We start from the raw sequence: 17,721 nt of genomic DNA on the forward strand, positions 1-17,721 counted from the left end.
CTTAGACCGACCCTAACACAGCCGGGCAAATAAACAAGACCGCCCGGTCAGGGCGCCGCCTTGCGCTGGCGCAGGCGCTGTTCGGCCTCGCGGCAGATCTGCCGGCGCCGGGCGTCGTCGGCCGCGCCCCAGTCGAGGATGTCCTGCAGGGTGCGACCGCAGCCGAGGCAGACGTCGCCGCCGTCCAGGCAACACTGGCGCCGGCAGGGCGAGGCCAACGGCGCGGTGTCGCGCGAGCCGGGCTCAGAGCTCATCGAACTCCAGCTCGGTGCCGCACTGCTCGAGGGTGATGCGCACCAGCATCTCGCCCAGCTGCTCGTCGCTGCTGTCGCAGATCCAGCGCTCGCTGGCTTCATCGAAGTCGAAGTGGAAGCCGCCGGAACGCGCCGCCAGCCACAGCTGACGGATCGGCTCCTGACGGCTGAAGATCAGTTGGCTGCCGTTGTCGAAACGCACGGTGAGCACGCCGCCGCTGTTCTCCAGGTCGACGTCCAGACCGCTGTCGTCAAAGATGTCTTCCACCGCCTGCTGGGTGGCATCGACCAGGTCGTGGAAGCGGGCTTCGCTCAGGCTCATCGGGGTGTCCTCACAAGGTGCAGCGACTGCAGAAAAATAGGCGAAAACGCCAGACCGGGGTAGCCGGCCTAGCCAAGAAGGTGGCGACGGTACTCGCCCGGACTCCCTCCCGTCCAGCGGCGAAAGGCGCGCGCCAGCGAACCGGGCTCGCTGAAGCCGACCAGGAAGGCGATTTCCGCCAGCCCCAGCGCCGGGTCGCGCAGGTAGTGCAGCGCCAGTTGCTGGCGCGTCTCGTCGACCAGCTGACTGAACGACAGGCCGCCTTCGCGCAGGCGCCGCTGCAGGGTGCGCGGGCTGAGCGCCAGGGCGCTGGCGATGGCCTCCAGATCCGGCCCCTGCTCGGGCAGCTGGCGCGCCAGCTCCAGGCGCGCCCGATCCAGCACGCTGTGACCCTGGCGCAACTCGCCGAGCAGGCGGTCGGCGTAGGCGTCGAGCATCAGCCGCACCTGGGCGTCGGCCTGGCCCAGCGGCACCGCCAGCAGGCGCTTGGGGAACACCAGGGCGTTGTCGGCCTGGCCGAACAGCACCGGGCAACGGAAGATCCGCTCGTGCTCGGAGGTATCGGCCGGCGCCGGGTGCTGGAAGCGCACCTCGCTGGGCGGGATGTCCAGGCCGCTGATCCAGCGGCCGAAGCTGACCCAACCGGCCAGGGTCTCCTCGCTGAGCTGGCGTTGCTGCTGCGCCAGCAGCGGCTGCCAGCTGTGCGCCACCAACGGCTCGCCACCGGGGCGCGGCGGCTCGTCGTCGAGGCCGACCAGGCCCAGGTTGCCGACTAGAGCGGCATAACGCGCCTGGCGATGCAGGGCATCGGCCAGGGTCGCGCAACTCATGATCAGGTAGCCGAGCACGCCGTAGTAGCCGGGCCGCACCGCCTCGCCCAGGTGCAGGCCGAGGCAGTCGTCGCCGCTTAGCCGCACGCCTTCGCCGAGCAGGTTCAGGTAGGCGCTGGCGGCGATGCGCTGGTCGCGCTGGCCGAGCACTTCGGGGGCCAGCTGGGCATGGGCGAGCAGCGCCGCAGGGGCTATGCCCTGGCGTTGCAGGTGATCGACCAGGCCCTGCAGGTAGGCGACCGAGACCGAACTGGCCAGTGGGGCGGGATTGTCCATCGAGGCTCCTTGGGCTTGCCCCATGCTAACCCAGGCGTCGGCAAACGCCGCGCAAGCTGGCGCCAGGGCCACGCGCAGATTGAGCCAGCCCCCGCCAGGCGGGCGCCTGGCGCATAGGCAAGGGGGCGGGGGGTCGGTATACTCCGGCGCAATTCACGCTTATTTCAAGGACCGCCCCATGAAGCGACTGACCCTCGCGCTCCTCGCCGCCGTCTGCCTGCTGGCCGGCTGCGGACAGAAAGGCCCGCTGTACCTGCCGGGCGACGAAAACGCCGGTAACAGCCGAGACCGTTTCGAACTCTGAAGGAGCACCCCATGGAAGCCTTTACCTACCGCGACGGCGAGCTGTTCGCGGAAGGTGTCGCCCTGTCCGCGCTGGCCCAGCGCTTCGGCACACCGACCTACGTCTACTCGCGCGCCCATATCGAGGCGCAGTACCGCGCCTATGCCGATGCCCTGGCCGGCCTGCCGCACCTGGTCTGCTTCGCCGTCAAGGCCAACTCCAACCTCGGCGTGCTGAACGTGCTGGCGCGCCTCGGCGCCGGTTTCGACATCGTCTCCAGCGGTGAACTGGAGCGCGTCCTGGCCGCCGGCGGCGAACCCAGCCGCATCGTCTTCTCCGGCGTCGGCAAGAGCCGCGACGACATGCGCCGCGCCCTGGAAGTGGGCGTGCACTGCTTCAACGTCGAATCCAGCGTCGAGCTGGAACGCCTGCACAAGGTGGCGTCCGAACTGGGCGTCAAGGCGCCGGTGTCGCTGAGGGTCAACCCGGACGTGGACGCCGGCACTCACCCCTACATCTCCACCGGCCTCAAGGAAAACAAGTTCGGCATCGACATCGAGCAGGCCGAGGTGGTCTACGCCCGCGCCGCCGAACTGGCGAACCTGGAAGTGATCGGCGTCGACTGCCATATCGGCTCGCAGCTGACCACCCTCGAGCCCTTCCTCGATGCCCTGGATCGCCTGCTGCTGCTGGTCGACAAGCTGGCCGACCGCGGCATCCACATCCGTCACCTGGACCTGGGCGGCGGCCTCGGCGTGCAGTACCGCGACGAGCAGCCGCCGCTGGCCGGCGACTACATCAAGGCCGTGCGCGAACGCATCAAGGGCCGCGACCAGGCCCTGGTGTTCGAGCCGGGCCGTTTCATCGTGGCCAACGCCGGCGTGCTGCTGACCCAGGTGGAATACCTCAAGCACACCGAGCACAAGGACTTCGCCATCGTCGATGCGGCGATGAACGACCTGATTCGCCCGGCGCTGTACCAGGCCTGGATGGACGTCTCGCCGGTGCAGCCGCGCGCCGGTGAGCCGCGCAACTACGACCTGGTCGGGCCGATCTGCGAGACCGGCGACTTCCTCGCCAAGGATCGCCAGCTGGTGCTGGCCGAAGGCGACCTGCTGGCGGTGCGTTCGGCCGGTGCCTACGGCTTCGTCATGAGCTCCAACTACAACACCCGCGGCCGCGCCGCCGAGGTGCTGGTGGATGGCGAGCAGGCCTATGAAGTGCGTCGGCGCGAGACCGTCCAAGAGCTCTATGCCGGCGAAAGCCTGCTGCCGGCCTGAGGGCGACGCCATGCTATTGCGCTTTACCAAGATGCACGGCCTGGGCAACGACTTCATGGTCCTCGACCTGATCAGTCAGCACGCCCACGTGCAGCCCAAGCACGCCAAGCAATGGGGCGACCGCCACACCGGCGTCGGCTTCGATCAGTTGCTGATCGTCGAGCCGCCGAGCCACCCGGACGTCGACTTCCGTTATCGCATTTTCAACTCCGACGGCTCGGAAGTGGAGCAGTGCGGCAACGGCGCGCGCTGCTTCGCCCGCTTCGTGCTGGACAAGCGCCTGACCACCAAGAAGGTGATCCGCGTCGAGACCAAGAGCGGCGTGATCGAGCTGCGCGTACAGAACGACGGCCAGGTCTGCGTCAACATGGGCGCGCCGCGCCTGGAGCCGGCGCAGGTGCCGTTCCAGGCCGAACAGGCGGCGCTGAACTACAAGGTCGAGGTGGACGGCGAGACGGTCGAGCTGGCCGCATTGTCCATGGGCAACCCGCACGCCGTGTTGCGCGTCGACAGCGTCGACGACGCGCCGGTGCGTGAGCTGGGGCCGAAGCTGGAACATCACTCGCGCTTCCCGCAGCGGGTCAACGTCGGCTTCCTCCAGGTGCAGGACCGCCAGCATGCGCGCCTGCGCGTGTGGGAACGCGGCGCCGGAGAGACCCTGGCCTGCGGCACCGGCGCCTGCGCCGCGGCGGTCGCGGCGATCCGCCAGGGCTGGATGGATTCGCCGCTGCAGCTGGAACTGCCGGGCGGCAAGCTGTCCATCGAGTGGGCAGGCGAAGGGCAGCCGGTTATGATGACCGGGCCCGCTGCGCGCGTATACGAAGGACAGGTTCGCCTATGACAGACCAGCAGGATTGCCCCAAGCCGCTCGACTCGGAAACGGTCGCCGCCTACCTGCGCCTGCATCCGGAGTTCTTCATCGACCATGAGGAACTCATTCCCGAGCTGCGTATTCCGCACCAGCCCGGCAACGCCGTGTCGCTGGTCGAACGCCAGGTCAAGCTGCTGCGCGAACGCAACATCGAGATGCGCCACCGCCTCGGCCAGCTGATGGACGTGGCGCGCGACAACGACCGCCTGTTCGACAAGACCCGCCGCCTGGTGCTCGACCTGCTCGACGCCGGCAGCCTGGAAGAGGTGGTCGGCGCGGTGGAAGACAGCCTGCGCCACGAGTTTCAGGTGCCATTCGTCGGCCTGATCCTGTTCAGCGACAACAAGCTGCCGGTAGGCCGCTCGGCCACCCTGGCCGAAGCGCATGCGCAGATCGGCGGCCTGCTCAGCGGCGGCAAGACCGTCTGCGGCGTGCTGCGTCCGCACGAGCTGGAGTTCCTCTTCGGCAAGGACGACGCTGCCCGGGTCGGCTCGGCCGCCGTGGTTTCGCTCAGCCATCAGGGGCTGCACGGCGTGCTGGCCATCGGCAGTGTCGATCCGCAACACTACAAAAGCTCGCTCGGCACCCTGTTCCTCGGCTATATCGCCGAAGTGCTGGCGCGCGTGCTGCCCGGCTTCGCCACGCCGCTGCGCTCGGTACGCTAACGACTGTCGTCGGATGGGTTGAGCGGCGCACTATCCATCATGGCTCGATAGATCGCCCGATGGTTACGCGCCGCGCGAGTGGCGCCACGCCCTCAACTCTGGTGTCTGGCGCCGCGAACCCATCCTACGAGGCTTGAAGCTTGAAGCTTGCAGCTGACCTTGACGCCTACCTCGAATACCTGCGTCGCGAGCGCCAGGTGTCGCTGCACACCCTCGACGGCTACCGCCGCGACCTCGGCAAGGTGCAGGCCTTCTGCGAGGCGGAGGGGTTGGCCGACTGGGCCGCGCTGGATACCCGCGAGCTGCGCCGCCTGGTCGCTCGCCTGCACCAGCAGGGCCTGGCCAGCCGCAGCCTGGCGCGCCTGCTCTCGGCCACCCGCGGCCTGTACCAGTACCTGCTGCGCGAAGGCCTGTGCCGTCACGACCCGGCCGCCGGCCTCAGCCCGCCCAAGCGCGAACGGCGCCTGCCGCGCACCCTCGATGCCGACCGCAGCGCCCAGCTGCTCGACGGCGCGGTGGAGGACGACTTCATCGCCCGCCGCGACCAGGCCATGCTCGAGCTGTTCTATTCCTCCGGCCTGCGCCTGTCCGAGCTGGTCGGCCTGGACCTCGACGGCCTCGACCTGGCCGCCGGCCTGGTGCGGGTGCGCGGCAAGGGCAACAAGGTGCGCGAGCTGCCGGTCGGCCGTATGGCGCGCCAGGCGCTGGAGCAGTGGCTGGCGCTGCGCAAACTGGCGAATCCCGGCGACGGCGCGGTGTTCGTCAGCCAGCAGGGCCGCCGCCTCGGCGCTCGCGCGGTGCAGCTACGGGTGCGCCAGGCCGGCGTGCGCGAGCTGGGCCAGCACCTGCACCCGCACATGCTGCGCCACAGCTTCGCCAGCCATATGCTGGAGTCGTCGCAGGACCTGCGCGCGGTGCAGGAGCTGCTCGGCCACGCCGATATCGCCACCACGCAGATCTACACCCACCTGGACTTCCAGCACCTGGCCAAGGTCTACGACCAGGCCCATCCGCGCGCCAAGCGCAAAGGCGGTTCCGCATGAGCATTGAGCTGATCACCTTCGACCTCGACGACACCCTGTGGGACGTGACCCCGGTGATGCAGGACGCCGAGGCCGCCCTGCGCAACTGGCTGGCGCTGCACGCGCCGCGCCTGGGCGCAGTGCCGGTGGAACACCTGTGGCAGATCCGCAGCGGCCTGCTGAGCGCCGAGCCGATGCTCAAGCACCGCCTCAGCGAACTGCGCCGGCGCATCCTCCTGCATGCCCTGGAAGGCGCCGGCTACAGCCATGGCGAAGCCCTGGCGCTGGCCGAGGCGGGGTTCCAGGTGTTTCTCAACGCGCGCCACCAGGTCGAACTGTTCGCCGAGGTGCACCCCACGCTGGAAGCCCTGGCCGAGCGTTACCAGCTCGGTGTGATCACCAACGGCAACGCCGACGTGCGCCGCCTGGGGCTATCGGAATACTTCCGCTTCGCCCTCTGCGCCGAGGAGCTGGGGGTGGGCAAGCCCGACCCCAAACCCTTCCGCGAGGCGCTCAGGCGCGCCGGGGTGGCGGCCGAGCGGGCGGTGCATATCGGCGACCACCCCAGCGACGATATCGCCGGCGCCCAGGCTGCCGGCCTGCGTGCGATCTGGTTCAACCCGCAGGGGCTGAGCTGGCAGGCCGAGACCACGCCGGACGCGCAGATCGCCAGCCTGGCCGAACTGCCGGCGCTGCTCGCTAGCTGGTAAGCCGTAGCCCGGGCCGGGCACAAAAAACCCGCCACAGGGGCGGGTTTCGTGCAGCGTGCCGTCCTCAGATAGGGCGGCTGCCATATTTGCTGTCGGGCTTCTTGGGCGGGTCGGCGACCACGTTGGGCTCCACCTCCTGCACCTTGCCGCCACGGGCGAGGAAATCTTCCATCGCCTTGGCCAACGCGTCGCGCTCTTTCTGCTTGGCTTCGATGCTCGGCAGCTCGTCGACTTCGACGGCCTTGGCCTTGCTCTTCTTGCCGCCGGCTACGACTTCGCCGTCGCCCTCGTCGCCGCTGTCGCCGTCGTCGGCAGCCGCCAGCTCCTCACCGTCGTCCTCGTCGGCCCCTTCCAGGTCGTCTTGTTCCAGGTCTTCGTCGCTCATGTTCAACCTCATGACTTGCGAAAAGCAGGTTAGTTATAGCCCAGTCGCGCAGGCTTCACTGCCCGACCGGAAAAAATTCAAATGACCTCGCCTTGCCAGGTCGCCAGCACCCGCCGGGCGCCGCCATGGTCGCGGTGCTCGCCGAGGTAGATGCCCTGCCAGCTGCCCAGCGCTAGGCGCCCGTTCTGTATCGGCAGCTGCAGCTGACAGCCCAGCAGGCTGGCCTTGAAGTGCGCCGGCAGGTCGTCCGGGCCTTCGTCGTCGTGTTCGTAGCCGCCCTCACCCTGCGGCACCAGGCGGTTGAAGAAACGCTCGAAATCGCGGCGCACCGCGGGGTCGGCGTTCTCGTTGACGCTCAGCGACGCCGAGGTGTGCTGCAGCCACAGATGCAACAGACCGACGCGCAGCTGCGCCAGTTCCGGCAAGGCGGCCAGCAGTTCGTCGGTCACCAGGTGGAAACCGCGACTGCGCGGACGCAGGCTGACGGTGCGTTGCTGCCACATCCGACTCTCGCTCCCGATGGCTTCAGCGCGCGCATTCTAGCGCGCCGTCAGAAAAAACAAAGGGCGCCCGAAGGCGCCCTTTGCGATTACCGGGAAAATCACTTGTTGGTGAATTCCGGGTAGGCCTCCATACCGCACTCGGCGATATCCACGCCCTCGTACTCTTCCTCTTCGCTGACGCGCAGGCCGATCACCGCCTTGATGATGCTCCAGACGATCAGGCTGGCGATGAAGACCCAGGCGAAGATGCTGGCGATACCCAGCAGCTGGGCGCCCAGCGAGGCGTCGCCGTTGGTCAGGCACACCGCCAATAGGCCCCAGATGCCGACCACGCCGTGCACCGAGATGGCGCCGACCGGGTCGTCGATCTTCAGCTTGTCCAGGCCGAGGATGGAGAACACCACCAGCACGCCGCCGACGCCGCCGATCAGGGTCGCCTGCAGACCGCTCGGGGTCAGGGGTTCGGCGGTGATGGCCACCAGGCCGGCCAGGGCGCCGTTCAGCGCCATGGTCAAGTCGGACTTGCCGAACAGGATGCGCGCCACGATCATCGCCGCGATCAGGCCACCGGCGGCGGCCATGTTGGTGTTGACGAACACCTGGGCCACGGCGTTGGCGTCTTCGATGGTGCTCATCTTCAGCTGCGAGCCGCCGTTGAAGCCGAACCAGCCCATCCACAGGATGAAGGTGCCGAGGGTGGCCAGCGGCAGGTTGCAGCCGGGGATGGCGTTGACCTGGCCACCCGAGCCGTACTTGCCCTTACGCGCACCGAGCAGCAGCACGCCAGCCAGGGCCGCCGAAGCGCCGGCCATGTGCACCACGCCGGAGCCGGCGAAGTCGAGGAAGCCGGCTTCGTTGAGGAAGCCCGAGCCCCACTTCCAGAAGCCCTGCACCGGGTAGATGAAACCGGTCATGACCACCGCGAAGGCGAGGAAGGCCCACAGCTTCATGCGCTCGGCCACCGCACCGGAGACGATCGACATGCAGGTCGCGGCGAACACCACCTGGAAGAAGAAGTCGGAACGGGCCGAGTAGTAAGGCGCATCGTCGCCACCGGCGAGTACCGAGTCGACGCTGTTCTCGTCGCCGATCAAAAAGCCCAGGCTCGGCAGGATGCCGCCTTCCGGGCTGGAGTACATGATGTGGTAGCCGATCACCAGGTACATCACGCTGGCCACCGCGTACAGGGCGATGTTCTTGGTGAGGATCTCGGTGGTGTTCTTGGCGCGGACCAGGCCGGATTCGAGCATGGCGAAGCCTGCCGCCATCCACATCACCAGGGCACCGCAGATCAGAAAGTAGAAGGTATCGAAGCCGTACTGCAATGCAGTCAATGCTGTGTTGTCCATTTTTCACCTCTTGCCGGCGCTTATTGTGCGCTGTTCGGTTAAGACGCCCGGGTTGGCTCCGGACGCGTTCCGTATGCTTTACAGGTAGTTGCCACGCTCTATCTGGATCGCTGAACCCCCTGCACCGCAAGGCGACCAGGCGTTCCCATCACGGAGCGCGAAACCTGCGAGGGTCAGGCACAGCGGGGCGGCGAGGACTTCGCCGACTCCGGCATTCGTCGTCGACAGCGGCGCGGGACCGCCAATCGAGGGCAAAAGGGCTCCTAGCCCTGCGAAAGTTCGCAGAGTCATGGGTTTACTCCTGGGGCGTGGGGTTCGGAGGTTTTAGATCGCGTCGGTATCGGTTTCGCCGGTACGGATGCGGATCGCCTGTTCCAGATTGACCACGAAGATCTTGCCGTCGCCGATCTTGCCGGTGTTGGCCGCCTTGGTGATGGCCTCGATGACGCGATCGAGCTGATCGTCGGCGATGGCCACGTCGATCTTCACCTTGGGCAGGAAGTCGACCACGTACTCGGCGCCGCGATACAGCTCGGTGTGACCCTTCTGGCGGCCGAAGCCCTTGACCTCGGTGACGGTAATGCCCTGCACGCCGATCTCCGACAGCGACTCGCGCACATCGTCCAACTTGAACGGCTTGATGATGGCAGTGACTAGCTTCATGAAACTTTCTCCCGTGTAAGGTGGACTTGCCCCAGGAATTGCGAACCCGGCTCAAGTCTAAGCGCAGTGTCTGGCTTTTGTAATGCACCGACCGCCCAGCCTGGCGTGGCCGATACCCACCAACCGCTCCCGACGAAACACTCCCCCGCTCCGTCCGACGCACCGGTACTGCATCGGTGCATGAGTCGCTAGGCCCTAAGCAGAAAGCTTGCCAGCTCCCATAAAAGCGCCGTGATTCAGGGTTTTACCTGCAGCCTGATGCAACCGGGGCGAGGCCGCGGCGGCACTTACGCACAATATTGGTGCGCCATGCGCGCCGGCCGTGCGCAAAAATCGTGCAGCTGACGGGACGACGTCCCGCCGTCGACCGCGTGCTACACTGCCCGCCGTCTGTACTCGGAACCCGCCCATGCTGCCGCCCAAAGCCCTGCTCGACACCCTCAGTAGCCACGCCTCGCGTCTGTTCAGCGGCGACAGCCCGCTACCGCGCGCGGAGCTGGAGGCCCAGTTCAAGGCCCTGCTGCAGAGCGGCTTCGGCAAGCTCGAGCTGGTCAGCCGCGAGGAGTTCGACAGCCAGATGGTGGTATTGGCCCGCACCCGCGCGCGCCTGGAGGCGCTGGAAGCCAAGGTTGCCGAGCTGGAAGCCAAGCTGAACCCACCCACCGACTGATCCAACAGAAGGTGGGACCGATCAAGGAGCGATCATGTCCCTGGCCCTCGTCCACAGCCGCGCCCAGGTCGGCGTCGAAGCGCCCACCGTCACCGTCGAGGCGCACCTGGCCAACGGTCTGCCATCCCTGACCCTGGTCGGCCTGCCGGAGACCGCGGTCAAGGAAAGCAAGGACCGCGTGCGCAGCGCCATTCTCAACGCCGCCTTCGAATTTCCCAGCAAACGCATCACCCTCAATCTGGCCCCCGCCGATTTGCCGAAGGACGGCGGTCGCTTCGATCTGGCCATCGCCCTGGGCATTCTCGCCGCCAGCGGTCAGGTACCGGCCCCATCTCTCGAAGCATACGAGTGCCTGGGCGAACTGGCGCTGTCCGGCGCCGTGCGTCCGGTGCAGGGCGTGTTGCCGGCGGCGCTGGCCGCCCGCGAAGCCGGACGCACCCTGCTGGTGCCGGCGGCCAATGCCGAAGAGGCCAGCCTCGCCTCCGGGCTCAGGGTGATCGCCGTCGACCACCTGCTGCAGATCGCCGCGCACCTCAACGGTACGGTCCCGATCGAACCCTATGCCGCCCGGGGCCTGCTCCGGCAGAGCCTGCCCTACCCCGACCTGGCCGAAGTGCAGGGCCAATTGGCGGCCAAGCGCGCCCTGCTGGTGGCGGCCGCCGGCTCGCACAACCTGCTGCTCAGCGGCCCGCCCGGCACCGGCAAGACCCTGCTCGCCAGCCGCCTGCCCGGCCTGCTGCCGCCGCTGGACGAAAGCGAGGCGCTGCAGGTGGCGGCGATCCACTCGGTGGCCAGTCATACGCCGTTGCAGCACTGGCCGCAGCGCCCCTTTCGCACGCCGCACCATAGTGCCTCGGGGCCGGCGCTGGTCGGCGGCGGCAGTCGTCCGCAGCCCGGCGAGATCACCCTGGCGCATCAGGGCGTGCTGTTCCTCGACGAGCTGCCGGAGTTCGACAGGAAGGTCCTGGAGGTGCTGCGCGAACCGCTGGAGAGCGGCCATATCGTCATTGCCCGGGCGCGCGACAAGGTGCGTTTCCCGGCGCGCTTCCAGCTGGTGGCGGCGATGAATCCCTGCCCCTGCGGCTACCTGGGCGATGCGAGCAACCGCTGCCGCTGCACCCCGGAGCAGATCCAGCGCTACCGCGCCAAGCTGTCCGGGCCGCTGCTCGACCGCATCGACCTGCACCTGACCGTGGCGCGCGAAAGCACGGCGCTGGAGGTCCCGGCACAGGATGGCGAAAGCACCGCTGAAGCCGCGGCCAAGGTCGCCGCCGCGCGTCAGCGCCAGCTGCGGCGCCAGGGCGTGGCCAACGCCTTTCTCGACCTGCCCGGGCTGCGTCGGCACTGCGCCCTGAGCGAAACGGATCGCCACTGGCTGGAGAATGCCTGCGAGCGCCTCGGCCTGTCGCTGCGCGCCGCGCACCGGGTACTCAAGGTGGCACGCACCCTGGCCGACCTGGCGGACGAGGAGCGGATCGCCCGCGGCCACCTGGCCGAGGCGCTGCAGTATCGACCGGGGATGGGCTGAGACACCGTCGCTACAACCGCTCCACCTCGGGCAGGCGCATCGCCGCCACCTCTGCCAGCAGGTAGTCGCGCAGCCGTTGCAGGCGCGCCTGGGCGCGGTGCGCCTTGGGCCACACCAGATAGTAGCTGGAGCCGCTGTAGACCGCCTGCCGCCAGGGCAGGCCGAGGCGGCCGGCATTCACGTCCTCGGCCATCAGCAGCAGATCGCCGATGGACACCCCATAGCCGCGCGCCGCCGCGACTATGCCCAGTTCGAGCATGTCGAACAGCTGGCCGCTCTTCAGCGGAATCCGCTCGGCCAGCCCGGTGACCTGCAGCCATTGGCGCCAGTCGCGCCGGTCCGGGGTCGGGTGCAATTGTTCGGCGGCCTGCAGCCGCGCCAGCGGCCAGGGGCCGGCGGCGACATCGGCGGCGGCGCAGACCGGGATCAGCCATTCCTCGAACAGCAGCACGCTGTCCCACTCCTCCGGGAACTGGCCGTCGGCCAGCAGCACCGCGCAGTCGAAGGGTTCGTGGCGAAAATCCACCTTGTCCACGTCCATCCAGGCGCTGGTCAGCTGCACCTCGCTGTCCGGGTAGGCCAGGCGAAAGTGCGACAGGCGCGCCAGCAGCCAGCGCATGGTCAGGGTCGAGGGCGCCTTCAGGCGCAGCACGCTGTCGTCGGCACGCAGCGCGGAGCAGGCCCGCTCCAGCGCATCGAAGCCGTCGCGCAGGCCGGGCAGCAGGGCGCGCGCCGGGTCGGTCAGCTGCAGGCTGCGACCACGGCGCTCGAACAGCCGGCAGGCGAAATGTTCCTCGAGGGTACGGATATGCCGGCTCACCGCACTCTGGGTAATGGCCAGTTCCTCGGCGGCGCGGGTAAAGGAGGCATGCCGCGCCGCCGCCTCGAAGGCGCGCAGGGCGTAGAGCGGCGGCAGACGCCGGTTCATCGCGTCAAACCATGATTTTTAATCATGCCTGGCATGGCTATTTTCCTTTTGTGGGCAACTCGCTCAACCCAGAGAATAACTGTCATTGCTTATCCTCAGACAGTCTGGGGAGGCCTATCCTGCCGAAGTTTTACTCATCATGAAGAATTCCCTTGGCCATGAGCTAGGCGCGCTGCTGCGCCTGGCCGGCCCACTGATCTCCGCCCAGCTGGCCCACGCGCTGATGATCTTCACCGACACGCTGATGATGGCGATGCTCGGCCCGCAGCAACTAGCCGGCGGCGCGCTGGGCGCTACCTGCTACTTCATCTTCTCGATCTTCTGCACCGGGGTGATCGCCGCGGTGGGCAGCTTGGTCGCCATCCGCCACGGCGCCGGCGACCCGAGCGGCGTCGCCCGCCTGCTGCACAACGGCCTGTGGCTGGCCCTGCTGCTGGGCATGGTCAGCGCGCTGTGCCTCAACGGCCTGGGCCCGCTGCTGCCGCACCTGGGCCAGGCGCCTGACGCCGCGGGCCTGGCCATGGAGTTTCTGCGCCCGTTGTCGCTGGCCCTGCCCGGCTACCTGTGCTTCATGGCCTTGCGCGGTTTCACCAGTGCCATCGGCCATCCCGGCCCGGTGATGGCCATCAGCATCGTCGGCACGGCGGCCAACTTCGTCATCAACTATGCGCTGATCCAGGGCTGGTTCGGCCTGCCCAGCCTGGGCCTGGGCGGTATCGGCATGACCACCGCGCTGGTCAGCAGCGGCATGGCCCTGGCGTTGGCGCTGTATATCCTGCTCGCGCCCCACTACCGCCTGTACAAGCTGCGCAGCGGCCTGGGCCGTCCGCAGCGCGCGGAGATGCGCGCCCTGCTGCGCCTGGGCCTGCCCATCGGCGGCACCTACGCCGCCGAGCAGGGCCTGTTCACCTTCGCCACCCTGTGCATGGGCGCGCTGGGCAGCGTGCAGCTGGCGGCGCACCAGATCGCCATGCAGACCGTGGCACTGGCCTTTATCGTGCCGCAGGGGCTGTCCTACGCGGTGACCTTCCGCGTCGGCCTGCACTACGGCGCCGGGCGCCTGCCGCTGTCGCGCCTCAGCGGCCATCTGGGCATGGCCCTGGGGGCGGCGTTGATGCTGCTGTTCGCCCTGCTGTTCTGGCTGCTGCCGGAATGGATCATCGGTCTGTTCCTCGACCGCCACGACCCGGCCTTCGCCGAGATCGTCACCCTGGCGGTGAGCCTGCTGGCGATTGCCGCCTGGTTCGAACTGTTCGACGGTTTGCAGAGCATCGCCATGGGCGCGATCCGCGGGCTGAACGACGGCCGCACCACCTTGCTGATCGGTCTGAGTGGCTACTGGTGCGTCGGGGCGCCGCTGGCCTGGCTGCTGGCCTTCGTGCTCGGCTGGGGCGCCGCCGGCGTCTGGTGGGGCCTCGCGGCCGGCCTGGCGGTGACGGCGAGCGGCCTGGTGCTGGGCTTTCAGTGGAAGACGGCACGCTTGCAGCAGGCGGACCGGGTAACAGGCGAAGCCTGCCTGTCGTAATGGCGCAGCCTGCGCGTTAGGACGGCGTTACCGACAACAGCGGCTGGCGCTGACCGAACACCAGAAAGCGTGCCAGCTCGGCCAGCGGCACGGCCTTGCTGATCAGGTAGCCCTGCACCTGGTCGCAACCGAACTGGCGCAGCATGTCCAGCTGTTCGATGTTCTCCACCCCTTCGGCGACCACCTCGAGGTTGAGGTTGTGCGCCAGGTTGATCATCGCCCGCACCAGCTGGCGATTCTCGGCGCGCTCACCCATGCCGCCGACGAAGCTCTTGTCGATCTTCAGCAGGGTGATCGGCAGGTTGTTGAGGTGAACGAAGGAGGAGAAGCCGGTACCGAAGTCGTCCAGCGAGAAGCGCACGCCGAGCCGCCCCAGGGCCAGCATGGTCTGCTGCACCTGGTCGCTGCGGCGCATCACCGCGGTCTCGGTCAGCTCGAACTCCAGCCACTGCGCGTCCACCCCGCGCTCCTCGATCAGCCGGCTGAGGGTCGGCAGCAGCTGGCTGTCCTGGAACTGGCGGAACGACAGGTTGATCGCCATGTGCAGCGCCGGCAGGCCGCGCCCGCGCAGCCACTGCATGTCGCGCAGGGCGCGGGAGATCACCCAGTAGCCGAGCGGCACGATCAGCCCGGTTTCCTCGGCCAGCGGCACGAACTCGTTGGGCGCCAGCAGGCCGCGCTCGCCGTGCTGCCAGCGCACCAGCGCCTCCAGGCCGACGATGCGCCCGCTCTGCAGGCACAGCCGCGGCTGGTAGTGCAGCTCCAGCTCGTCGCGGCGCAGGGCGCGGCGCAGCTCGCCTTCCAGATCGGCCTGGCTGCGCGCGCTGCGGTTGATGCGCTCGTCGTAGACGTGGAACACGCAGCCCTGCTGACTCTTGGCCTGCTGCATGGCGATGTGCGCGTGCCACAGCAGCGGGTCGGCGCCCTCTCCGGCGCGGGCATGGGCCAGGCCCAGGCTGCAGCCGATCAGCAGGCTCTCGCCGTCGACCCAGTAGGGTTCGGCCAGCACCTCGGTGATGCGCTCGGCCAGGCGCTCGGCGCGCTGCGGGTCGCGGCGGGTGTCGAGGAGCAGGGCGAACTCGTCGCTGCCCAGGCGCGCAAGCTGGTCGCAGGGCTGCAGCAGGCTCTTCAGGCGCGCCACCACCTGCAGGATCAGGCGGTCGCCGGCCTGGTAGCCGAGGGCGTCGTTGGCGTGGCGGAAGTTGTCCAGGTCGAGATGGCCGAGCACCAGGCCGCGTCCGCCGCACTCGGCCAGGCGCGCGGCGAGCAGGGTCTGGAAGCCCTGGCGGTTGGCGATGCCGGTCAGCGGGTCCTGCTCGGCCAGGCGCTGCAGGGTCTGCTTGAGGTTGCCCTGCTCGCGCACGTAACGCAGGCAGCGGCGCAGCACGTCGACACTGAAGGCGCCGGCCACCAGCCAGTCGCAGACCCCGACGGGCTCCTCGGCCGGCTCGGCCTCCAGCAGCAGCACGAGCGGCACGCTGCAACTGTCGGCGGGCGGTCGGCAGTCGGGGGTGCAGAACACCAGGCCCTGGCCGCCGTCCTCGAACAGGTTGCTGGCCGCCGCCCAGGACGGCGCGGTGATCAGCCCCGGGACGGTGCCCAGAGCGTCGATGGTCCGGCGCAGACGCGCCGACCACTCACCTGAGGCGGTCAGCAGTAACAGTCGCATGGGCTCGACGGAATCGGACACTGGGCTTCCCCGGACAGTGGCGTGCCGCCGGCGGCGGTCACTGCCGCGCCAGATCCCGGCGCTGATTGTCTCGACGCATCCCGCGCCGATGTGCGGTCAAGACACCGACACTGTGCCGACAAGCTAACCAAGTACGCGCCCGCTCACCAGCGCCTCACGCGGAACTGTGAGTGAGTTCAGATTCTGGCGCTGGAGTGCGCGCTAGAGCCCGTGCTGGGGCTCAGGCGGAAATCGACTGAGGACGGCTGGCGCGGGCGATGCGACCGAGCAGGAACTGCCGCAGCTCGGCCAGCGGCAGCGCCTTGCTGATCAGGTAGCCCTGGCCCTGGTCGCAGCCGAACTGGCGCAACAGCTCCAGTTCGGCCTCGGTCTCCACGCCCTCGGCGACCACTTCCAGGCCCAGGTTGCGCGCCAGGTTGATCATGGCGTTGACCAGCCGGCACTGCTCGCCGCGTACGGCCATGCCGGAAACGAAGCTCTTGTCCAGCTTGAGCAGGGTGATCGGCAGGCTGGCCAGGTGGACGAAGGAGGAGAAGCCGGTGCCGAAGTCGTCGAGGGAGAAACGCACGCCAAGCTCGCCCAGCGTGCGCATAGTGTCCAGCACGTAGTCGCTGCGACGCATCACCGCGGTCTCGGTCAGCTCGAACTCGAGCCAGCCGCCATCCACCCCGCAGCGCTCGATCAGTCGCTGCACCGTGGGCAGCAGCTGGCTGTCCTGGAACTGGCTGAACGACAGGTTGACCGCCATGTGCACCGGCAGGCGCTCCTGCATCAGCCACTCCAGATCGCGCAGGGCCCGCGCCACCACCCAGTAGCCGAGCGGAATGATCAGGCCGCTCTGCTCCGCCAGGGGAATGAAGTGCTGCGGGTAGAGCAGGCCGCGACTCGGGTGGCGCCAGCGCACCAGCGCCTCGAGGCCGACGATGGCGCCACTGGCCAGGTTCATCCGCGGCTGATAATGCAGCTCCAGCTCGTCGCGGCGCAGCGCCTGGCGCAACTCCGCCTCGAGGTCGGCGATATTGCGCGCGTCGCTCGAGGTGCGTTCGTCGTACAGGTGGTAGGTGCAGCCCTCGCGCCCCTTGGCCTGCTGCATGGCCATGTGCGCGTGCCACAGCAGCGGGTCGGCGTCCTCGCCTGCACGGCAGTAGGCCAGGCCCAGGCTGCAGCCCAGGGTCAGGCTCTCGCCGTTGATCCAGTAGGGCTCGGCCAGCGACTCCATCAGCGCCTGGGCCATGGGTTCGACGCGCTTGGCCGAGCGGCTAACGTCCAGCAGCAGAGCGAATTCGTCGCTGCCCACCCGCGCCAGGCCGTCACCGGGCTCGAGCAGCAACTTGATGCGCTCGGTGACCTGCTGGATCAGCTGGTCGCCGGCCTGGTGACCGAGGCTATCGTTGGCATGGCTGAAGTTGTCCAGATCCAGATAGCCGAGCAACAGACCGCGGCCACGGTTGTACTGCAGACGTTTGCGCAGCAGGCTCTGGAAACCCTGGCGATTGGCGATGCCGGTGAGCGGATCGCGCTCGGCCAGGGTTTGCAGAGCCTGACGCTGTCGGCTGTACTCCAGACAGCGGCGCAACACCTCGCCGGTCAGGCTGTCGCGGGCCAGCCAGTCCTGGGCGTCACGCGGCGCCTCGAGCGGCGGGCGGTCGAGCAGCAGGATGGGGGGGAGCGGGCAATGCTCGGCGGCGGGCTGGCACTGCGGCGTGCAGAACAGCAGATCCGGCAGGTGCTGGCGGTACAGGCGCTCGGCGTCGTGCCAACTGCTGGCGGCGAACAACCAGACCGGCTCGGGCAACTCGCCCAGCAAGGCATCGAGCAGAGCGACCCAATGGTCGTCCGTCGTCAGCACCAGCAGCCGCCTGAACTCGCTTTGGCAGGACACGATACCTCCGCAGCACGCTTTTAATAAACCACTTTAACTTATAGCCGCATTTCGCTAATTAGGCGCAAGAATCTACTCACCTATT

Annotated in this window: 19 protein-coding genes; 9 read left to right on the forward strand and 10 right to left on the reverse strand. The window is 68.2% G+C overall.

Features of this window, described 5'->3' with window-relative positions:
- Positions 1–47: 47 nt before the first annotated feature.
- From EA796_RS16870 to EA796_RS16880, 3 genes are all read right to left on the reverse strand, one after another.
- Complete coding sequence (locus EA796_RS16870) at positions 48–254, reverse strand: DUF1289 domain-containing protein (protein WP_122109444.1); 207 nt, start codon at positions 252–254, stop codon at positions 48–50.
- Positions 244–576, reverse strand: a complete 333-nt coding sequence (gene cyaY / locus EA796_RS16875) for an iron donor protein CyaY (protein WP_021443482.1) — start codon at positions 574–576, stop codon at positions 244–246. Before cyaY ends, EA796_RS16870 begins: the two co-directional genes overlap by 11 nt.
- A gap of 68 nt (positions 577–644) precedes the next feature.
- Positions 645–1,682 (reverse strand): AraC family transcriptional regulator, encoded by a 1,038-nt coding sequence (locus EA796_RS16880; protein WP_122109445.1) that lies wholly within the window; start codon positions 1,680–1,682, stop codon positions 645–647.
- A gap of 178 nt (positions 1,683–1,860) precedes the next feature.
- On the opposite strand from EA796_RS16880, the gene EA796_RS16885 reads away from it, so the two are divergent.
- From EA796_RS16885 to EA796_RS16910, 6 genes are all read left to right on the forward strand, one after another.
- Positions 1,861–1,986, forward strand: coding sequence for a lipoprotein (locus tag EA796_RS16885; protein ID WP_003242379.1), 126 nt, complete (start codon positions 1,861–1,863; stop codon positions 1,984–1,986).
- Positions 1,987–1,997: 11 nt separating this feature from the next.
- A complete protein-coding gene (lysA, locus tag EA796_RS16890; RefSeq protein ID WP_122109446.1) occupies positions 1,998–3,245 on the forward strand; it encodes a diaminopimelate decarboxylase in 1,248 nt (415 codons plus the stop codon).
- Between the two features lie 10 nt (positions 3,246–3,255).
- Positions 3,256–4,086 (forward strand): diaminopimelate epimerase, encoded by an 831-nt coding sequence (gene dapF, locus EA796_RS16895; protein ID WP_122109521.1) that lies wholly within the window; start codon positions 3,256–3,258, stop codon positions 4,084–4,086.
- Complete coding sequence (locus EA796_RS16900; RefSeq protein WP_021443486.1) at positions 4,083–4,781, forward strand: DUF484 family protein; 699 nt, start codon at positions 4,083–4,085, stop codon at positions 4,779–4,781. Before dapF ends, EA796_RS16900 begins: the two co-directional genes overlap by 4 nt.
- A gap of 140 nt (positions 4,782–4,921) precedes the next feature.
- On the forward strand, positions 4,922–5,824 hold the full coding sequence (xerC, locus tag EA796_RS16905; RefSeq protein WP_122109447.1) for a tyrosine recombinase XerC: 903 nt from the start codon (positions 4,922–4,924) through the stop codon (positions 5,822–5,824).
- The gene (locus EA796_RS16910) at positions 5,821–6,513 is read left to right on the forward strand and encodes an HAD family hydrolase (protein ID WP_122109448.1); all 693 of its coding nucleotides are present in this window, start codon (positions 5,821–5,823) and stop codon (positions 6,511–6,513) included. The genes xerC and EA796_RS16910 overlap by 4 nt, the downstream gene beginning before the upstream one ends.
- 64 nt (positions 6,514–6,577) lie before the next feature.
- Here the strand turns inward: EA796_RS16910 and sutA are convergent, their stop codons facing one another.
- From sutA to glnK, 4 genes are all read right to left on the reverse strand, one after another.
- Positions 6,578–6,898 (reverse strand): transcriptional regulator SutA, encoded by a 321-nt coding sequence (sutA, locus tag EA796_RS16915; protein ID WP_021444673.1) that lies wholly within the window; start codon positions 6,896–6,898, stop codon positions 6,578–6,580.
- Positions 6,899–6,975: 77 nt separating this feature from the next.
- Positions 6,976–7,401: a secondary thiamine-phosphate synthase enzyme YjbQ gene (locus EA796_RS16920; protein ID WP_122109449.1), complete on the reverse strand. Its 426-nt coding sequence runs from the start codon at positions 7,399–7,401 to the stop codon at positions 6,976–6,978.
- A 98-nt stretch (positions 7,402–7,499) separates the two neighbouring features.
- A complete protein-coding gene (locus EA796_RS16925) occupies positions 7,500–8,750 on the reverse strand; it encodes an ammonium transporter (protein ID WP_122109450.1) in 1,251 nt (416 codons plus the stop codon).
- Between the two features lie 324 nt (positions 8,751–9,074).
- A complete protein-coding gene (glnK, locus tag EA796_RS16930) occupies positions 9,075–9,413 on the reverse strand; it encodes a P-II family nitrogen regulator (protein WP_003096476.1) in 339 nt (112 codons plus the stop codon).
- A 409-nt stretch (positions 9,414–9,822) separates the two neighbouring features.
- On the opposite strand from glnK, the gene EA796_RS16935 reads away from it, so the two are divergent.
- Both EA796_RS16935 and EA796_RS16940 read left to right on the forward strand, forming a co-directional pair.
- Entirely contained in the window at positions 9,823–10,083 is a 261-nt protein-coding gene (locus EA796_RS16935; RefSeq protein ID WP_122109451.1) for an accessory factor UbiK family protein, read from the forward strand.
- 34 nt (positions 10,084–10,117) lie between these two features.
- The gene (locus EA796_RS16940) at positions 10,118–11,611 is read left to right on the forward strand and encodes a YifB family Mg chelatase-like AAA ATPase (RefSeq protein WP_122109452.1); all 1,494 of its coding nucleotides are present in this window, start codon (positions 10,118–10,120) and stop codon (positions 11,609–11,611) included.
- A gap of 10 nt (positions 11,612–11,621) precedes the next feature.
- Here EA796_RS16940 and EA796_RS16945 read toward each other — a convergent pair whose 3' ends face one another.
- Positions 11,622–12,539 carry a LysR substrate-binding domain-containing protein gene (locus tag EA796_RS16945; RefSeq protein WP_122109453.1) on the reverse strand — a complete coding sequence of 306 codons (918 nt, stop codon included), beginning with the start codon at positions 12,537–12,539 and terminating at the stop codon, positions 11,622–11,624.
- A gap of 139 nt (positions 12,540–12,678) precedes the next feature.
- On the opposite strand from EA796_RS16945, the gene EA796_RS16950 reads away from it, so the two are divergent.
- Complete coding sequence (locus EA796_RS16950) at positions 12,679–14,064, forward strand: NorM family multidrug efflux MATE transporter (RefSeq protein ID WP_122109454.1); 1,386 nt, start codon at positions 12,679–12,681, stop codon at positions 14,062–14,064.
- Between the two features lie 16 nt (positions 14,065–14,080).
- On the opposite strand, the gene EA796_RS16955 is transcribed toward EA796_RS16950, so the two are convergent.
- Together EA796_RS16955 and EA796_RS16960 are read right to left on the reverse strand one after the other, a co-directional pair.
- Positions 14,081–15,754 carry a bifunctional diguanylate cyclase/phosphodiesterase gene (locus tag EA796_RS16955; protein ID WP_178082572.1) on the reverse strand — a complete coding sequence of 558 codons (1,674 nt, stop codon included), beginning with the start codon at positions 15,752–15,754 and terminating at the stop codon, positions 14,081–14,083.
- Between the two features lie 220 nt (positions 15,755–15,974).
- Positions 15,975–17,636, reverse strand: coding sequence for a bifunctional diguanylate cyclase/phosphodiesterase (locus EA796_RS16960; RefSeq protein ID WP_021445824.1), 1,662 nt, complete (start codon positions 17,634–17,636; stop codon positions 15,975–15,977).
- Between the last annotated feature and the right edge of the window lie 85 nt (positions 17,637–17,721).

The sequence above is a fragment of the Pseudomonas sp. AOB-7 genome (genome assembly GCF_003696305.1).
Lineage (GTDB): Bacteria > Pseudomonadota > Gammaproteobacteria > Pseudomonadales > Pseudomonadaceae > Aquipseudomonas.

What these genes read in the sequence shown, in the direction of transcription:
- dapF (WP_122109521.1), top strand. Translation starts at nt 3,256, where the DNA reads ATGCTATTGCGCTTTACCAAGATGCACGGCCTGGGCAACGACTTCATG.
- EA796_RS16885 (WP_003242379.1), top strand. Translation starts at nt 1,861, where the DNA reads ATGAAGCGACTGACCCTCGCGCTCCTCGCCGCCGTCTGCCTGCTGGCC.
- EA796_RS16935 (WP_122109451.1), top strand. Translation starts at nt 9,823, where the DNA reads ATGCTGCCGCCCAAAGCCCTGCTCGACACCCTCAGTAGCCACGCCTCG.
- EA796_RS16920 (WP_122109449.1), bottom strand. Translation starts at nt 7,401, where the DNA reads ATGTGGCAGCAACGCACCGTCAGCCTGCGTCCGCGCAGTCGCGGTTTC.
- EA796_RS16950 (WP_122109454.1), top strand. Translation starts at nt 12,679, where the DNA reads ATGAAGAATTCCCTTGGCCATGAGCTAGGCGCGCTGCTGCGCCTGGCC.
- EA796_RS16925 (WP_122109450.1), bottom strand. Translation starts at nt 8,750, where the DNA reads ATGGACAACACAGCATTGACTGCATTGCAGTACGGCTTCGATACCTTC.
- EA796_RS16870 (WP_122109444.1), bottom strand. Translation starts at nt 254, where the DNA reads ATGAGCTCTGAGCCCGGCTCGCGCGACACCGCGCCGTTGGCCTCGCCC.
- EA796_RS16880 (WP_122109445.1), bottom strand. Translation starts at nt 1,682, where the DNA reads ATGGACAATCCCGCCCCACTGGCCAGTTCGGTCTCGGTCGCCTACCTG.
- cyaY (WP_021443482.1), bottom strand. Translation starts at nt 576, where the DNA reads ATGAGCCTGAGCGAAGCCCGCTTCCACGACCTGGTCGATGCCACCCAG.
- sutA (WP_021444673.1), bottom strand. Translation starts at nt 6,898, where the DNA reads ATGAGCGACGAAGACCTGGAACAAGACGACCTGGAAGGGGCCGACGAG.
- lysA (WP_122109446.1), top strand. Translation starts at nt 1,998, where the DNA reads ATGGAAGCCTTTACCTACCGCGACGGCGAGCTGTTCGCGGAAGGTGTC.
- EA796_RS16940 (WP_122109452.1), top strand. Translation starts at nt 10,118, where the DNA reads ATGTCCCTGGCCCTCGTCCACAGCCGCGCCCAGGTCGGCGTCGAAGCG.
- EA796_RS16945 (WP_122109453.1), bottom strand. Translation starts at nt 12,539, where the DNA reads ATGAACCGGCGTCTGCCGCCGCTCTACGCCCTGCGCGCCTTCGAGGCG.
- EA796_RS16900 (WP_021443486.1), top strand. Translation starts at nt 4,083, where the DNA reads ATGACAGACCAGCAGGATTGCCCCAAGCCGCTCGACTCGGAAACGGTC.
- glnK (WP_003096476.1), bottom strand. Translation starts at nt 9,413, where the DNA reads ATGAAGCTAGTCACTGCCATCATCAAGCCGTTCAAGTTGGACGATGTG.
- EA796_RS16910 (WP_122109448.1), top strand. Translation starts at nt 5,821, where the DNA reads ATGAGCATTGAGCTGATCACCTTCGACCTCGACGACACCCTGTGGGAC.